Origin of the sequence: Rhizobium sp. YJ-22 (assembly GCF_029601685.1) — a bacterium.
Lineage (GTDB): Bacteria > Pseudomonadota > Alphaproteobacteria > Rhizobiales > Rhizobiaceae > Metarhizobium.
Genome location: NZ_JARRIR010000002.1, coordinates 440,567 through 456,719, shown reverse-complemented (window position 1 = coordinate 456,719; position 16,153 = coordinate 440,567). Strand labels below are relative to the sequence as shown.

The window sequence follows — 16,153 nt, the reverse complement described above, 5'->3', positions numbered from 1 at the left end:
CCCTCCCTCCTCCTTCGCACAATACCGCTGATTGCAACAAGGAGAAGCATCATGCAGCGTAAGACTTCGGCCGCAATGTGCCTGGCGGGCGCGCTTTTCGCCTGCGGCACGACGCAGGCGGCCGATATCGACCAGGCCGGCGCCGACAAGCTCAAAGCCAGCCTGACGCACTACCTGCCCAAGGATCTGCTCGATACCGGCTTTCTGTCGGTCAAGCCGGCCACCGGCCGCTACGAGATCGTCACCGATATCATGAAGCTTCTCGCCGGCAAGCTGCCGCCGGAAACGACGGTGACCGGCCTGAAACCCTTCACGGTGTTCGCAACGCCGGCCGAGAAGGATCTGTGGAAGGTCGAAGGCGACGGCAACTTCGACGTCACCGCCGGCTACAAGATCGCCGACGCACCGGCGACCATGCGCTACATCATCTCGAACTACAGCTATACCGGCCTGTTCGACCCGGCCATTGCCTATATGCGCAACGGCACGTTTACCGCCTCCGGTCTCAAGCTTTCGACCACCGGCGGCACCGAGCAGATCGACGCCCGCTTCGGCGGCATGAATTATGTCGTCTCCAGCACCGATGCGGCCGGCGGCGCGCTCGATTTCACCGGCAGCGGCACCCTTTCGGATTTTTACGAGAAGGTGGTCTCGCCGAATACGCCGCCGGTGGAAATCTCCGCCGACTCCATCGCCTTCGACGCGACGGTGAAAGGCGCGATGTTGCGCGAAATCCGCGATCTCGTCTTCTTCGTGCTCGACAACATGAAGCACAAGGACCTGACCGACGCACAGCAGCAGGAACTGAAGGCGAAGGCGCTCGCCGCGTTGCCTTTCGCCTCGTCCATCGACGAGAACATTCGCCTCAACAACCTCAACGTCGCGACCGCGCAGGCGCGCTTCGGCGTCAAGACCTTCGATTACGGCCTCAATCTTTCGGGGGCCGGCGACGCGATGCGTTTCGGGGTGTCGATGAAGGCTGCCGATCCGATCCTGCCGGCAGGCTTGGTTCCGTCTGTTTACGCCAGCCTGGTGCCGCAGCAGACCGAGGTCTCCTTCAGCATGGCCGACATGAAGATCGGCGAATTTTTGCGGAAATTCCTGGAAAAGGCGGATTTCAACAAGAAGGAGCCGATCAGCGATGCCGAGGGCGCCGAACTGGTCAAGCTAATCTTCCCGGACGGCAAGGTGGCCATGACCTTCGACCGGATCGCGGCGCGCGCGCCGACCTATGACGTCGAGATGTCCGGCAAGCTCACATCGGCGCTGGAAAACACCAAGCAGGTATCGATGACCGCGACCGTGATCGCGCGCAATTTCGACGCCACCATCGCCGCCATCCAGGAGGCCGCCAAGGCCGATCCGCAGCTCAACCAGGTCTCCTTCGGCCTGATGATGGCCAAGGGCTTTGCCAAGGACGACGGCGGCGGCAAGCAGCGCTGGGAGGTCGAGGTGCGCGAGGACGGGTCCGTCGATATCAACGGCCAGCAGGTCAAGGGGCCGGATACCCTCGATGAGGAGCCGGAAGCGCTCGGCACGGAAGAACCGGATGCGCTGGGCACGCCGGAGGATTCGGACGAGCCGGCGACCGACGCGCAGCCGGAGACGGAGCAGCAGCAGCCGGAATGAGGCCGGTTGCCCGGCGCCTTCGCCCTTTTGCCTGATCCTCTCCCTTAAACGCGGGGGAGAGTACCGTCTGGCCAGATGGGGAGCGGGCGGTCATTGCATTCCCTGAGAGAATCGAAAAAGGCGCGCCCGTGAGGACGCGCCTTTTCCTTTGGAAACGGAGAAATTCTCAGTCGAACAGGCTCGATACCGAGGCTTCGTGGCTGGTGCGGTTGATCGCTTCGCCAAGCAGGCTCGCCGTCGAGATCACGCGGATGTTCGGCGCGGATTGCACGGCGGTGGTTGGCTGGATCGAATCCGTGATGACGAGTTCGCGCAGCTTCGAGGAGGTGACGCGGTTGACCGCACCGCCCGAAAGTACGCCATGGGTGATATAGGCGGTAACGCTGGTGGCGCCGTTCTTCAGCAGGGCCTCGGCCGCGTTGCAGAGCGTGCCGCCGGAATCGACGATGTCGTCGATCAGGATGCAGTCCTTGCCGTGAACCTCGCCGATGATGTTCATGACTTCCGACTCGCCCGGACGGTCGCGGCGCTTGTCGACGATGGCCAGCAGACAGTCGAGACGCTTGGCGAGCGCGCGGGCGCGGACCACGCCGCCGACATCCGGCGAGACGACCATCAGGTTCTTCAGGTCGTAATGTTCCTTGACGTCGCGGGCGAGAATCGGCGCGGCATAGAGGTTGTCGGTCGGGATATCGAAGAAGCCCTGGATCTGGCCGGCGTGAAGATCGAGCGTCAGGACGCGGTCGGCGCCGGCCTCGGTGATCAGGTTGGCGACCAGCTTGGCCGAGATCGGCGTGCGCGGGCCGGGCTTGCGGTCCTGGCGGGCATAGCCGAAATAGGGAATCACGGCAGTGATGCGGCGCGCCGACGAACGGCGGAACGCGTCGATCATGATCAACAATTCCATCAGGTGGTCGTTCGTCGGGAACGAGGTCGACTGGACGACGAAAACGTCCTCGCCGCGCACGTTTTCCTGGATTTCGACGAAGATTTCCTGATCGGCGAACCGTCTGACGCTGGCCTTGCCCAGGGGAACATTAAGATGTTTGCAGATCGCTTCGGCGAGATGCCGGTTCGAATTGCCTGCGAAAACCTTCATTTTGGCCCGCCTCGTGTGTCCGTGCTGTTGGGCGCTTATTAACGCCCCGATTTGCGAATGCAAGGGGCTAGAAACGCCCGTCGTTGTTTTCTTCTGTAAAACATCGCGACAATTTTCATGACTCGCGTCAGCCGGCATGTTGGCTGCGCCAGCGCATATACTCCTGGATGGTTTTCGTCGCTATGGATTGCATGGCCGAGGCGGGCACGTTTGCCCAGGGATCGGGCCCGCCGCCGGGCACGCTGTCCTGCCCCTGGATGCGGTGCAGGCGCGCGCCGTTGCCGTCGAGAACGTCCCAGACATAGACGACCGTCGTCTGCGATCCGTCCGAAAAGGCGGAGAAATAGCCCTTGAGGATATGCTGGCTGCTGGAATCGCCCGACGCCTTGATGGCGAGGCCGTTGGCGCGGGCATCGGTCCCGAGCTGGCGCGACAGCGGCGTCACCGCCTGTACCGGCGCGCCGATGATCGGCAGGAAGCGGATGCTGGCCTCACCGTTTGCGGCGGCCGCCGTCTCGGCCGGCTGGGCGGGCGGTGTTTGCGCCGGGGCGGAGGCAGGTTGCTCGGCATTGCCGCTCTGCAGCGCCTCGGCCTGAGCCTGCAGCGTGTTCTGGGCGCCGCGCGCGCCCTGGCGGCGTGGCGGGCGGGCAGGGGCGGCGTCCGGCGCGCTGTCGGAGGCCAGCCGTTCGGCGTCGGCCTGGGTCACCGGCCCGGAGCCGGCGCGGGCGGTGCCGGCATTGGGGATATCCGCCTGGGGTGTCAGCGCATCGGTCGTATTGCAGGCGGAAAGCCCGAAAGCAAAGCAAAGGGCGGCGACAGCCTTTTTCGATCCGTGCACCGATGACGCCTCCCTTGGATTGATGCGTTTTTCGTTCACTGGCGGATTTATGGGCGCTCGATGCCCCGCCTGTCAATTCCGGGCGGGGGAATTCCCCCGCCAATGCTTTTCGTGCCGCGTCTACCGGTTGAGGAAATCCAGCCCGTGGCGGGAAAGCGCGCGCGGGGCGTCGTCGGTCGTCAGATACGTCTGGCCGAGCGTCATCGCCGTACCGCTGTCGGAATCCATGATGATCATGTGGATGAACAGCGACATGCCGGGTTTGATCTCCTCGACATTGCCGGCATGGAACATCTGGTGCTCCATCCAGGAGGGCGAGAAGCGGGCGCCCAGCGAATAGCCGCAGGCATTCAGCCGGTGCCGCGTCAGGCCGCGCTCGTCCATGATGCGGGCATGGGTGTCGAAGACATCGCCGAAGATGTGGCCGGGGCGCAGCACCGCCTCGATCGCCTGGATGTTTTCGACGCAGGCGCTGAACAGTTCCCGATGGCGGTGGGTCGGCTGGCCGATGACCACGGTGCGCATCATCGCCGCATGGTAATGGGCGCTGACGCCGGCCCATTCGAGGGTCAGCTGGTCCTCGGTATCCAGCTTGCGGCGGCCGGCCTTGTAACGGCAGAGCAGGGCGTCGGCCCCCGAGCCGATGATGAATTCATTGGCGGGATAGTCGCCGCCGCCGGCAAACACCGCGCCTTGCATGGCCGCCAGGATATCGGCCTCGTCGGCGCCGGGGCCGATCAGCGGCAGGGCGGCATCGAGCGCATCGTCGGCCAGTGCCGCCGCGCGCTCGACATAAGCGATCTCGGCCGGGCTCTTGACCAGCCGCAGCCGGCTGACGAGGTAGGAGGCGTCGACGATCGTGCCGAAAGCGGTCAATTGCTGGTCGAGCAGGCGGGCGATACGGCCGGTCATACCGTGCGTGTCGTATTCGACGCCGATTTTCGCGCCGAGCAGGTCCATGTCCGAGAGCAGGTTTTTCAGATCCGAGGTCGGGTCGGCGTTCACCCGGTCGACCCAGATGACGACATTGTCGATGATCGAGGTCTGGCGGGCCTGGCGCAGGTCGGCGGAGCGGGTCAGCAGCGCCATCGTGCCGTCCGCCTTCACCACCAGGCACTGGAAGAAGCAGTAGCCGAAGGTGTCGTAGCCGGTCAGCCAGTACATGCTTTCCTGGGCGAAGAGCAGCATGGCGTCGAGTTTTTCCTCGCGCATGCCGGCGGTCAGGCGCTCCAGCCGCGCGGCGTATTCGTCGCGTTCGAAATGCAATGCCATGTCAGTCCTCCATGATGGCAATGGCCGAGATCTGGCGGCCGTAGTCGGGTTCGCGCGCATGGGTGGTGCGGCGATAGGAGAAGAAGCGGTCGGCATCCGCATAGGTGCAGAGGCCGAGCTGGCCGGCCTGCACGCCGGCCTGTTGCAGCCGGCGCACGGTCAGTCCCGGCAGGTCGAACATCGCATGCCCGTCTTTCGGCGAGGGCGAGAAATAGGCCTCGTAGGACGGATCATGCGCCAGGAAACGCTCGACGAATTCCGGCCCGACCTCGTAACTGTCGCGGCCGATGGAGGGGCCGAGCACGGCGACGATGCGCTCGCGTTCGGCGCCGAGCCCCACCATGGCCTCGACGGTATTTTCGAGAACGCCTGTCAGCGCTCCCTTCCAGCCGGCATGGGCGGCGCCGACGACGCCGGCCTGCCGGTCCGCGAAGAGGATCGGCCCGCAATCCGCACTGAGCACGCCAAGCACCAGGCCCGGCCGTTTGGTCACCAGTGCGTCGGCCTTGGGGCGCTCGCCGTAACGGCGCCAGTCCTCGATGCCATCGAGCGTAACGACATCGGGGGAATGCACCTGGTAGAGCGTCACCAGATTTTCGGCGGGCGCCCCGAACCAGCCGGCGACGCGGGCGCGGTTTTCCCCGACATGTTCACGGCTGTCGGCCGAGCCGATGCCGACGTTCAGGCCGCGATAGAGGCCCTCGGAGACGCCGCCTTGGCGGGTGAAATACCCGTGGCGGATGCGGCCGGTATCCGACAGCGCCTCGCTGACGATCGGGCGCGGCCCTGTTTCATGCTGCATTCTGCTGCCTCTGATAGTTCCCGGCGCCGGTGTCCCGGGATGGAGCGTTCGGGGCAAATCACCACCCCACGGGTGGCGGCAGCTTGGCCCAAGGCCCGCCCGGCTGTCAATCGGGCCTCAACTTGCGCCGGCGGGGCGCACCCGCCGCAGGTCGATGCGCGGATGGGAGAGCAGCAAGACCTTGAACAACTCGCCCATCTTGCCGGCGCCTTCGCCGGCCAAGCGCTCCACCGCGAGGCGGATTTCGTTTTGCGTCGCCGGGTCCTTGTCGCGGCCGAGCGCCTGCGCCCGCTCGACGATGCCGAGGCCGCGCAGGAAATCCCCCTGGTGCATCAGGCCGTTGACATCGACGCCGCTGGCGGCGGCAGTGCGGCTCAGCCGGTCGAAATCCACATGGCTGGTGAGATCGGCCTCGCCCGGATGGGCAAGCGGCGGGTCGAATTCATGGTGGCGCACGGCCTGCAACGTGTCGCCATAGGCGGTGACGGTATAGCCGTAGTCAATAATCACGGCGGAGCCGCCGATTTCCTGCAACCGGGCGCAGATCGTGCCCATCACCGCCTCGCGGGCCGGCGCGATCTCGAAAATCGTGCCGTCCGGCAGGCCGGCGGGTGCGGCCGGCAGAAGCGCCGGATCGATGCCGGCGACGCCGAGCGAGAAGGTCAGCTCGTCATCGGCATCGAGACTGACCATGCGCTCGCGAAACCCGGTCGGCGTCTTGACGAACTGGCGGAAGGGAATAGCGTCGAACAGCTCGTTGGCGGCGAGCAGGATGAAGCCGCGCGGCACCTCATCGAAGGAGTCGTGCCAGTCGATCTTGCCGATATGTGCGGCCAGCGTCTGGCGCTGGAGGTCGCGCAGCTTCGGGCTGGTCTCGACCATATGCACGCTCATGCCGGCATAGAGATCGGGGGCAAGGCGGGCGACGACGCGCAGCATGTCGGCCATCATCGTGCCGCGTCCCGGCCCGATCTCGACAAGGCGGATATCGCCCGGCGTCCCATGCCGCTGCCAGGCATGGACCATGAACACGCCGATCATCTCGCCGAAGAGCTGGCTGATTTCCGGTGCGGTGATGAAATCGCCGCCCTGTCCGAAGGGCTGGCGGCTGCGGTAATAGCCGTGTTCGGGGTGGGCGAGGCAAAGCGCGAAGTAATCCGTCACGCTGATCGGTCCATGCGCGCGGATCAGGGCCTTGATGGTGTCGCCGAGCTGTGTCGTCACGCCGTCATGCTCCCCTTGTCAGGCCCGCCGGGCGCGCAGCGCAATCGCGATGCCGATGAGAACCATCGGCATCGACAGGACCATGCCCATGGTCAGCCATCCGCCGGCGAGATAGCCAAGCTGCGCATCCGGCTCGCGGAAGAATTCCACGGTGATGCGCGCCACCGCATACCCGGCGACGAAGACGCCGCTGACCATGCCGGGATGTTTCAGCGCACCGGCAAAGCGGATCAGGAGGTTGAGGATGACGAACAGCATGATGCCTTCCAGCGCCGCCTCGTAAAGCTGGCTCGGATGGCGCGCGAAGGGACCGCCATTGGGGAAGATAACCGCCCAGGGCATGGAGGACAGCCGGCCCCAGAGCTCGCCATTGATGAAATTGGCGATGCGGCCGAAGAACAGGCCGATGGGTGCGACCGCCGCGACGATATCGAACATGCTCCACATCGGAATGGCGTTGCGGCGCGCAAACAGGATCATGGCGAGCGTCGTGCCGATCAGTCCGCCATGGAAGGACATGCCGCCGTTCCAGATCTGGATGGCGCGGACCGGCTCTGCCAGAACCGGGCCGAGATCGTAGAACAGGATATAGCCGATGCGGCCGCCGAGAATGATGCCGGCCGCCGCCCAGACAAGGAAATCGTCGAGATGGGTGGGCGTGATCGGCGAGGCGTCGCCGCGCCATAGCGACGCCTTCAGCGCCAGCCGGCGGGCATGGAGCCAGCCGAGAAGAATGCCGGCGACATAGGCCAGGCCATACCAATGGACCGCCAGCGGCCCGATTTGCAACGCCACCGGATCGATATCCGGAAAGGGCATGATCGACAGGAGTTGAGGCGCGAGCAGCAAGGGTCCGGTTCCGTTTCGTCCGGCGGAAAATGGCGGCCAAATCCTTGAGGGTCAAGCCGAAACTTGGCCGATCATCAAAGCTTGAAGGGCGGCCGGCGACGATTCTCCTTGCATCCTTACTATCCACACCCTACCTCACGTTCCAGGCCGCCTTTCCCGACATTTCGAGCGGCGCAGGCAACAGGCAAGGAGCCCGTCATGACCACCGGATCGAACCGCGTTCTGGATGAATTCGCCAAGTTGATGACCGATGCGGCCGGCGCTGCCCAGGGCGTGCGCCGCGAGATGGAAACCGCCTTCAACGTCCAGGCCGAGCGCTGGCTGAACAAGATGGACGTCGTCAAGCGCGAGGAGTTCGAAGCGCTGCGCGAAATGGCGATCAAGGCCCGCGACGAGAACGACGCGCTGCGCGCCCGCATCGACGCCCTGGAAGCCCGCCTCGCCGCCGACGGCAAGTAAGTGCCGCTGGGGTGCCCGGCGATGGTTTCGCCGGGCGAAATCATCAAGAATCCAAGATTTTTTTGGGCCTGTGGACATGCCCAAAAAAGCCAATTTCCAGAGTCGTTTAAACTCTTGTGCTGAATCAAATTCACAGCACCTTTCCACAGGGCCCCGCGCCAAATCGCGCCTCGGGGGCTGGTCTTGAGACTCTGCCGTTATACACTGATTTTAAATGATGATTCGAAACGGGGCCGTTGCGGTTCCGACGGGCTGTAGCCGTGTATTCCCGTCTCTCGTGACCGGATCGTCAGTGATCGCGTTCCGGTTCAGATGGCGTTTGCGTGTCTCGGGTTTTTAAAAGCCGGGTGCGTCGTTTTCGCGCCGGTCAAAAAGGTGCTGCATGAGCCTGATGGAAATGGAAGTTCAACGCCAGTCGAATCCGGTCGACATGATCGAATTCGTGGCCGCCAACAACGACTGGACCTTCGAGCGGTCCGGCGAGGACGAGATCGCCATGACCGTCGCCGGTTGCTGGGCCGATTACCACGTTTCCTTTTCCTGGATGGCCGATTTCGAAGCCCTGCATGTCGCCTGCGCCTTCGATCTCAAGGTGCCGGATGCGCGGGTCAACGAGGTGATCCGGCTCCTTTCGCAGATCAACGGCCAGGTGCTGATGGGGCATTTCGACCTGTGGCTTGACGAGGAGGCGGTGATCTTCCGCCAGTCGCTGCTGCTGTGCGGCGGCGCCGAGCCGAACAACCATCAGGTCGAGCGGCTGCTGTCGAGCGCGGCGGAAGCCTGCGAGGCCTATTATCAGGCCTTCCAGTTCGTCGTCTGGTCGGGTATGGACGCCAAGAACGCGCTGGCCGCCGTTCTGTTCGAAACCGTAGGCGAGGCATGACCATGAGCATTTCTTCCACCAACGGTCCGATCGTGCTGATCGGCGCCGGCAACATGGGCGGCGCGATGCTGGCCGGCTGGCTGCGCAACGGCGTGCCCGGCTCCTCCGTCGTCGTCATCGATCCCGGCCCCTCCGAGGCGATGCGCACCATCATGGCCGATGCCGGTGCCCGCCACATGACCGCCGCGCCCGCCGACATGGTCGCCGGCGTGCTGTTCCTGGCGGTGAAGCCGCAGGCGATGGATGCCGTGCTGCCGCCCTTGAAGACGCTGGTCGGGCCGAAGACGGTGGTCGTTTCTGTTGCCGCCGGCAAGACGCTCGCCTATCTCGAAAGGCATCTCGGCCAGGCCGCCATGGTGCGCGCCATGCCGAACACGCCGGCGATGATCGGCCGCGGCGTCACCGGCGCCTATGCCAATGCCGGCGTCGATGCCGAGCAGAAGGCGCAGGTCGAGGCGCTGCTGAAGGTCAGCGGCCCGGTCGAATGGGTGACCGACGAAGGTGATATCGATGCCGTGACGGCGCTGTCGGGCAGCGGCCCGGCCTATGTGTTCTATCTCGTCGAGTGCATGGCGGAAGCAGGCCGCAAGCTCGGCCTGCCGGCGGACCTCGCCATGAAACTCGCGCGGGAAACGGTCTCGGGGGCTGGTGAATTGTTGCACCAGTCCCCCGACGACGCGTCGCGGCTGCGCCAGAACGTCACCTCTCCCGGCGGTACCACCGCCGCCGCGCTCTCGGTGCTGATGGCCGAGGACGGCATGCAGCCGCTGTTCGACGCAGCGCTCGCCGCTGCCCGCCGCCGCGCCGAGGAACTGGCGGGCTGAGCTGGAAAGAGTGGAAGAATTTCATGAGTGAAGAGATTGCTTATTCCGATTTCGAGCGCGTCGACATCCGGGTCGGTACGGTCGTCGAAGCGGCGCCCTTTCCCGAAGCGCGCAAGCCGGCGATCCGCCTGCTGATCGATTTCGGCCCCGAGATCGGCGTGAAAAAGTCCTCGGCGCAGATCACCGTGCATTATACGCCGGAAGAGCTTGTCGGCCGGCAGGTGATGGCGGTCGTCAATTTCCCGCCGCGCCAGATCGGGCCGATGCGCTCGGAAGTGCTGACCCTCGGCTTCGAGGACGAGGCCGGCGCCATCGTGCTGGCCGCGCTGGAACGCCGGGTGCCGAACGGCAGGAAGCTGATGTGATGTTTGCTGGCCGCGATCAGTGAATGTCGCGGCTTTTCGGCTCACCGATCGAAAACGCCGAAAAACGGGCTTCGAAGCCTTCGCGCTGAGGCGAGCAGGCCATGATGCCGGCCTGCAGCGTCTCGAATTCCGGCGGGAAATAGGCGAGCCGCGCCATGGTCCAGTTGTCGGCATCGTCGCCGCGATACTGGATGAACAAGGCGTCGAACATGCGGGTGACGCGCAGGCGCATCGCCTGCGGCGGCGTGGGCAGACGGATCGCCGACCAGTCGGAATGGCGATTGGTGACGACGACGCTCAGGTGCTGGTGGCCGTCGGTCAGTTCGATGCCGCATTTCATCCAGTGGCGGGCATCGGCGCGGATCATCAACCCGGCCTGGTCGTAGAGCGCCTCGTATTGCCCGGAAAACCGCACTTCCATCATGAAATCGCCGCGACGCGTCTCATGCAGGAAATGGCCGTTGTCGTGTTCGAAGCCGTAATAGGTGTTCTGCCAGAAATCGGTGTGCAGGGCGGTGCGAAGGGTCAGCGTGCCGTCGCGCATTTCGCTATGGGGCGGTTCATGCAGCCAGCTCATGGCGGAAAAATCGGATGACATCGCAATTCCTTCCTTTCGCAATGGGCGAACTCTAAAGCATGTCGCGCAAAACTGTGCAGCGGTTTTGCGACGACGGCATGCGAAAAATCAAAGACCTGAAACGCAGGATCGGATCTGAGCGGATCGCGACGCGCTTCAGGCGGAGATCGCCGGTTGAGGAAAGCGGTTTCGGCGTGTTTCAGGCGTCACTTGCGCTCGGTCCGGGTCTTCGGTTTCTTCTGAGGCTTCTTGTCCTCCGGCGCGGGCCGATTGCTGAAATGGGCGTTGCCGAGGCCGGTGCCGATGGTCAGCACGGCCCAATGCTGGACATCCTGCATGAACGGCACCTGCGAAAGCCCTTGCACGACCGCATCATTGTGCATGATGACGAAGGTATCATGGCCGCCGATCTGCGGGATCGCCTTGGTCAGCGCTTCGGGCAGGTTGAAACGCTCGCTTTCCCAGTTGCCGCCGGGCAGGTTCTGGCCACCGCGCAGGATCGAGCCATCGGCGTCGATGATGCCGGGGCAGGCGATGCCGATCACTGGAGCGGGCACGAGCTTCGCCTTGTCGGCCTTGGAGACCAGCGTGTCGATCATCTCCACCAGCCGCTCGATGGAGGTGCCCCGGCGCGGATCGTCGTCGGCGTGACGCCAGATATCGGATTTCCACACGCGGGCGCGGGAAAAATCCGCCGCATCCTTCTGGCGAAGCTCGACGATGCCGGCGCGGATATTGGTGCCGCCGATGTCGACGGCGACGATGGCGTCGTGGCCCTTCATCATCCAGGGCGGCATCAACTGCACCGCGCCGATCAGGCCGGCATCGTCGGAATGCTGGCGGATGATCGACAGCTCCGTGCGGATGCCCTCGGTGCGCAGCAAAAGCTGGGTGCGAGCAATGGCGAGCGCGCCGATGTGGCTTTGCTTGAAACCGCCGCCAATGGCAATGCGCTCGGTCTTCTTCCAGCGATCCTCCTTCATGAAGCGCTGGATGACGCCGGCGAACGCGGCGGCGTAATCATCGATCGCGCCGAGGATCAGCGCTGTCGCCAGCGGCTCCTCGCCGGAAAACAGGGCGTCGAGCTGCTTTTTGGAGAAATCTCGGGTCGGGGTCTCGCCGAGCGGATCGGGCCCGGCGCGGCGCACGCGCTTGCGCCAGTCCTCCAGCCTATCGGAAAAGGCTGACTTGCAGGCGCGGTCGCCGATGAAGCCGTCGCCATCCTTGATTTCGAGATTGTAGTCGTCGACCGTTACCGCCGGCAATTCGGCCGCCCCGTGGACGATCGGTGCGGCAACCTCTTCGACCTGCTTCTTTCTGGTTTTCGCCATGCGTCCCCCGCGTTTGCAACCCCGATCGGTGACGAGAAACGCGTGGAGAGGACGGTGGTTCCGTGGCATCGCCGCCCGGCGGAAAGAAAGCGATCTTGCCCTTGCCCTCACGGGGCGCTGACCTAGATCGGCTGTCATGCACGCAACCGATTTTCCCATCGGCGCCCTTGCTTCACCGGAAGCGGTCTTCCACGATCTCGGCCGGAACCCCGGCCGCTGGGCGTTGTTCCTCGACATCGACGGCACGCTGCTCGACCTTGCGCCGACGCCGGACACCATCCAGGTGCCCACAAGCCTGCCGACCGACCTGCACAATATCTCGGCGCATTTGAACGGGGCGCTGGCACTGGTTACCGGCCGGGCGCTGGTCTATGCCGACAGCCTGTTCCAGCCATATCATTTTCCCATCGCCGGCCTGCACGGGGCGGAGATGCGCGGCTCCGACGGCACCATCCTGCCGGCCCTGGTGACGCCGGCTTTCGCGGCGTTGAAGCGCAGCCTCGCCGAACGCGCCTCGACGATGAAGGGCGTTGTCGTGGAGGACAAGGGGGCGGCGATTGCCGCGCATTATCGCCTCGCGCCGGAATTCGATGAGCCGCTCGGCGATCTCATGCGTGATTTCGTCGCGCAGGCCGGCGATGGCTGGGTGCTGCAACTCGGCAAGATGGTCTATGAAATCCGCCCGGCAAAATCCAGCAAGGGCGAGGCGGTGGCCCGCTACCTGCAGGAGCCGGTATTTGCCGGCCGGCGGGCGCTGGCGCTCGGCGACGACCTGACCGACGAATCGATGTTTTCCGCCGTCAACGCAATGGGCGGCTATTCGATCCGCGTCGGCTCGGGCGAGGTGAAAACCGCGGCGCTCGGCCGCCTCGCCTCGCCGGAGGCGGTACGGCAGACGCTGGCGGCGCTGGCAGCCGGAAAACCGATCTGAGATCAGGCCTTCTTCGCCGTCTTTGCAGCGCGGCCGGCATGGTTCAGTTCGGCGGCGACGCGGATCAGCGTCTTGAACGCCTCCGCATCGATCGTCTCGCCCTCACGGATATCGATGGCGCGGCGGGTGTTGCCTTCCAGGCTGGCATTGAACAGCTTGGCCGGATCGTCCAGCGATGCGCCCTTGGCGAAGGTCAGCTTCACCACCGCCTTGTAGGTCTCGCCGGTGCAGAGAATGCCGGCAAAGGACCAGACCGGGACGCCGCGCCATTTCCATTCCTCGATCACCTCCGGCACGGCCTCGTGAATGAGGGCGCGCATGCGCGCCAGCGTCTCGCCACGCCAGTCGCCAAGCTCGGCGATCCGGACGTCGATCAGGTGGGAAGCCGGTTCGCTCATAGGGATCTCCTTCGTCTTTCACGCGGGAATACGGATGACGGCGCGCAGCCCCCCCAGCGGGCTGTCGCCGAGCGTGATGTCGCCGCCATGGCTGCGGGCGATGTCGCGGGCGATGGCAAGCCCGAGGCCGGTGCCGGAGGCATCGAGATTGCGGGCCTCGTCGAGGCGGAAGAACGGTTTGAACACGTCGTCGCGGGCAGCTTCGGGAATGCCGGGGCCGTCATCGTCGAAGGTGATGGTCAGCCATTTGGCACTGTGGCGCGCCTCCATGTCCAGCCGGCCGGCATAGCGGCGGCTGTTGGTCGCAAGGTTGGTGACGAGGCGGGAGAAGGCGGTGGGCCGCACCTGCACGTCGTCCTCGCCTTCGATACGATAGGTCAGCGTCTTGCCATGCATCTGTGCATCCGCCTGCAGCTTGTCGAACAGGGCGGAGAGGCTGACCATGCCGACCATTTCTTCGCTCTCGCTCTTGGCGAAAGCCATGTAGCCTTCCAGCATGCTCTGCATGTCCTCGACGTCCTCGCTCATGCCTTGCAGGTCGGGATTGTCGCCGGCCAGCGCCAATTGCAGCTTGAAGCGGGTCAAGATGGTGCGCAGATCGTGGCTGACACCGGTCAGCATGGCGGTGCGCTGCTCGATCTGCCGCTCGATGCGCTCGCGCATCAGGATGAAGGCGAGGCCGGCGCGGCGCACTTCGTCGGCGCCGCGGGGCGAGAAGTCGGGCGATTTCTGCCCCTTGCCGAAGCTCTCCGCCGCCCGCGCCAGCGTCAGGATCGGCCGGATCTGGCCGCGCAGGAACAGCAGCGAGATCAGGATCAGCACCAGCGAGGTGCCGACCATCCACAGGATGAAGATATGGGTGTTGGAGGCATAGGTCTGGCTGCGGCGGGCGAAGACGCGCAACACCTTGCCTTCGAGCTGGATGCGGATTTCCACCAGCCGCGAATCGCCGACCGTGTCGATCCAGAAGGGCAGGTGGATCTGGCGGGTAATCTCGTCGGACAGGATTTCGTCGAGGATCGAGAAGAAGGGTTTCGGGCGCGGTGCGGGCAGTTCGCCGCCGGGCTCGATCGAGATCGTCAGGTTCAGTCGCTCTCGGGCGATACGGATGATTTCGCCGACATCCTTCTCGCCGGGATAGACGCCGATGAGATCGATGACGGCGGCGATGTCACGGGTCACCGCCGTCGACAGGCGTTCGGTCACCATCTGCCAGTGGCGCTCCATGAACACGAAGGCGACCACGGTTTGCAACAGCACCATCGGCAGGATGATGATCAATACCGAGCGGGCATAAAGGCCGGTCGGCAGGCGGCGGCGTAGCCAGCGCGTCATGGTGCGCAGGGCGCTGCCGCCGCGTTCCTGTTCCCTGCTCAAGACGTCCGTCAACGCCATGGTTGCTCCTTCAATCGATGCTCAGCCGGTAGCCGATGCCGCGCACCGTCTGCAGCCAGACGGGATTGGCCGGATCGTCCTCGATCTTGCGGCGCAGGCGGTTGATCTGCACGTCGATGGTGCGTTCGCCGACATCGGAATCGTTGCCGACCAGTTCGTGGCGCGGAATGGTCTCGCCGGCGCGCATGGCAAACAACAGCATGATATCCTGCTCGCGGTCGGTGAGGCGGATGATTTCCGCCCCCTTCTTCAGTTCTTTGCGCGAGAGCGAGAAGGTATAGGGGCCGAACATCACCTGTTCGATCTTCGTCGTATTGGCCGGGACGTTGCGGCGCAGGATATTGTTGATGCGCAGCACCAGTTCGCGCGGATCGAAGGGCTTCGGCAGATAGTCGTCGGCGCCGGCTTCCAGCCCGGCGATGCGCGAGGAGGCCTCGGCCAGCGCCGTCAGCAGGATGATCGGCACTTTCTTGATCTGGGCGAGGCTCTGGGTCAGCGACAGGCCGGTTTCGCCGGGCATCATCACGTCGAGCACGATCAGGTCGAAATCGAGGCCGTTCAGCTTGCGCCGCGCTTCGGCGGCATCCGCCGCAACGGTCACGCGAAAACCCTGCTCGACCAGGTAACGGTTGAGCAGGGCGCGAATGCGCTTGTCGTCATCGACGACCAGCAGATGGGCGGCGTCGTCGGAAAGGGGTGTCTTCTGTGTCGTCGTCATGGCCTGACCGGAAAAAGAATGATGTCCAGCGGGTTATTTATCGCGCATGCCCTCGAGGAAAAGCTTGATGCCCGGCCGCATCTCCACCGGCACCTTCTCGAATGCCCGGGCGATGCGGCGGGATTGCGGCTCCGCGAGCGCGAGCGCCAGCGTCCGGCCTTTCGGCGTCGGATAGAGCTTGCGCTGGCGGCGGTCCTCCGGCCCGGCGACCTGGCGGATGTAGCCCGAGTCGATGAGTTGCTTGAGGACGCGCGCCAGGCTCTGCTTGGTGATCTTCAGCGTATCGAGGAGCGCAGCCACCGTCATGCCCGGCTCGCGATTGACGAAATGCACGACGCGGTGATGGGCGCGCCCGAAACCGCTATGGGCGAGAATCGCATCGGGGTCGGAGACAAAATCGCGATAGGCGAAGAAGAATTGCTCGATGATTTCGAAATCGATCGTGTCGGTGTCCTGCTGCGCCGTTTCCAGCAACTCGTCCTTCAGGGCTTTCGCCCGCACCTGCGCTGACACCTTGTCGTTTCCTTTCGTCTTTGTTCGTCCGCAGCATATCCAGGAA

General features: G+C 64.5%; 18 protein-coding genes. 6 read left to right on the top strand and 12 right to left on the bottom strand.

Translation table 11 applies throughout. The annotated features are described in order from the left end of the window. The first annotated feature begins 51 nt into the window (after positions 1-51). The gene (locus tag P7F60_RS06835; RefSeq protein ID WP_277916958.1) at positions 52-1,629 is read left to right on the top strand and encodes a hypothetical protein; all 1,578 of its coding nucleotides are present in this window, start codon (positions 52-54) and stop codon (positions 1,627-1,629) included. Between the two features lie 166 nt (positions 1,630-1,795). Here the strand turns inward: P7F60_RS06835 and P7F60_RS06830 are convergent, their stop codons facing one another. The 6 genes from P7F60_RS06830 to lgt all read right to left on the bottom strand — a co-directional run bounded on the left by P7F60_RS06830 (position 1,796) and on the right by lgt (position 7,683). Continuing rightward, positions 1,796-2,728 (bottom strand): ribose-phosphate pyrophosphokinase, encoded by a 933-nt coding sequence (locus P7F60_RS06830; RefSeq protein WP_277916957.1) that lies wholly within the window; start codon positions 2,726-2,728, stop codon positions 1,796-1,798. A 127-nt stretch (positions 2,729-2,855) separates the two neighbouring features. Beyond that, entirely contained in the window at positions 2,856-3,566 is a 711-nt protein-coding gene (locus P7F60_RS06825) for a hypothetical protein (protein ID WP_277916956.1), read from the bottom strand. Positions 3,567-3,686: 120 nt separating this feature from the next. Next, positions 3,687-4,838: a Xaa-Pro peptidase family protein gene (locus P7F60_RS06820; protein WP_277916955.1), complete on the bottom strand. Its 1,152-nt coding sequence runs from the start codon at positions 4,836-4,838 to the stop codon at positions 3,687-3,689. Position 4,839: 1 nt separating this feature from the next. After that, entirely contained in the window at positions 4,840-5,640 is an 801-nt protein-coding gene (pgeF, locus tag P7F60_RS06815; protein ID WP_277916954.1) for a peptidoglycan editing factor PgeF, read from the bottom strand. A gap of 117 nt (positions 5,641-5,757) precedes the next feature. Continuing rightward, positions 5,758-6,864 carry a class I SAM-dependent methyltransferase gene (locus tag P7F60_RS06810; protein WP_277916953.1) on the bottom strand — a complete coding sequence of 369 codons (1,107 nt, stop codon included), beginning with the start codon at positions 6,862-6,864 and terminating at the stop codon, positions 5,758-5,760. An 18-nt stretch (positions 6,865-6,882) separates the two neighbouring features. Beyond that, positions 6,883-7,683, bottom strand: a complete 801-nt coding sequence (gene lgt, locus P7F60_RS06805) for a prolipoprotein diacylglyceryl transferase (protein ID WP_277917200.1) — start codon at positions 7,681-7,683, stop codon at positions 6,883-6,885. Positions 7,684-7,911: 228 nt separating this feature from the next. Between lgt and P7F60_RS06800 the strand changes: the two genes are divergently transcribed. The 4 genes from P7F60_RS06800 (at position 7,912) to P7F60_RS06785 (ending at position 10,244) form a co-directional block, all read left to right on the top strand. Next, positions 7,912-8,172, top strand: a complete 261-nt coding sequence (locus P7F60_RS06800) for an accessory factor UbiK family protein (RefSeq protein WP_277916952.1) — start codon at positions 7,912-7,914, stop codon at positions 8,170-8,172. A gap of 382 nt (positions 8,173-8,554) precedes the next feature. After that, on the top strand, positions 8,555-9,055 hold the full coding sequence (locus P7F60_RS06795) for a YbjN domain-containing protein (protein ID WP_277916951.1): 501 nt from the start codon (positions 8,555-8,557) through the stop codon (positions 9,053-9,055). 2 nt (positions 9,056-9,057) lie between these two features. Next, positions 9,058-9,879 carry a pyrroline-5-carboxylate reductase gene (gene proC, locus P7F60_RS06790; protein WP_277916950.1) on the top strand — a complete coding sequence of 274 codons (822 nt, stop codon included), beginning with the start codon at positions 9,058-9,060 and terminating at the stop codon, positions 9,877-9,879. A 23-nt stretch (positions 9,880-9,902) separates the two neighbouring features. Then, positions 9,903-10,244, top strand: a complete 342-nt coding sequence (locus P7F60_RS06785; RefSeq protein ID WP_277916949.1) for a tRNA-binding protein — start codon at positions 9,903-9,905, stop codon at positions 10,242-10,244. A 16-nt stretch (positions 10,245-10,260) separates the two neighbouring features. Here the strand turns inward: P7F60_RS06785 and P7F60_RS06780 are convergent, their stop codons facing one another. Continuing rightward, positions 10,261-10,842 (bottom strand): DUF1349 domain-containing protein, encoded by a 582-nt coding sequence (locus P7F60_RS06780; protein WP_277916948.1) that lies wholly within the window; start codon positions 10,840-10,842, stop codon positions 10,261-10,263. 185 nt (positions 10,843-11,027) lie between these two features. Beyond that, a complete protein-coding gene (locus P7F60_RS06775; protein WP_277916947.1) occupies positions 11,028-12,152 on the bottom strand; it encodes an ROK family protein in 1,125 nt (374 codons plus the stop codon). A gap of 136 nt (positions 12,153-12,288) precedes the next feature. Between P7F60_RS06775 and otsB the strand changes: the two genes are divergently transcribed. Next, a complete protein-coding gene (gene otsB / locus P7F60_RS06770) occupies positions 12,289-13,083 on the top strand; it encodes a trehalose-phosphatase (protein ID WP_277916946.1) in 795 nt (264 codons plus the stop codon). A 2-nt stretch (positions 13,084-13,085) separates the two neighbouring features. Here otsB and P7F60_RS06765 read toward each other — a convergent pair whose 3' ends face one another. From P7F60_RS06765 to P7F60_RS06750, 4 genes are read right to left on the bottom strand one after another with little or no spacing between them, the layout of a single operon-like run. Continuing rightward, positions 13,086-13,481 (bottom strand): DUF1801 domain-containing protein, encoded by a 396-nt coding sequence (locus tag P7F60_RS06765; protein ID WP_277916945.1) that lies wholly within the window; start codon positions 13,479-13,481, stop codon positions 13,086-13,088. 18 nt (positions 13,482-13,499) lie between these two features. Then, positions 13,500-14,876 carry an ATP-binding protein gene (locus P7F60_RS06760; RefSeq protein ID WP_277916944.1) on the bottom strand — a complete coding sequence of 459 codons (1,377 nt, stop codon included), beginning with the start codon at positions 14,874-14,876 and terminating at the stop codon, positions 13,500-13,502. 10 nt (positions 14,877-14,886) lie between these two features. After that, a complete protein-coding gene (locus tag P7F60_RS06755) occupies positions 14,887-15,594 on the bottom strand; it encodes a response regulator (RefSeq protein ID WP_277916943.1) in 708 nt (235 codons plus the stop codon). Positions 15,595-15,627: 33 nt separating this feature from the next. Beyond that, positions 15,628-16,107 (bottom strand): MarR family transcriptional regulator, encoded by a 480-nt coding sequence (locus P7F60_RS06750; protein ID WP_277916942.1) that lies wholly within the window; start codon positions 16,105-16,107, stop codon positions 15,628-15,630. Between the last annotated feature and the right edge of the window lie 46 nt (positions 16,108-16,153).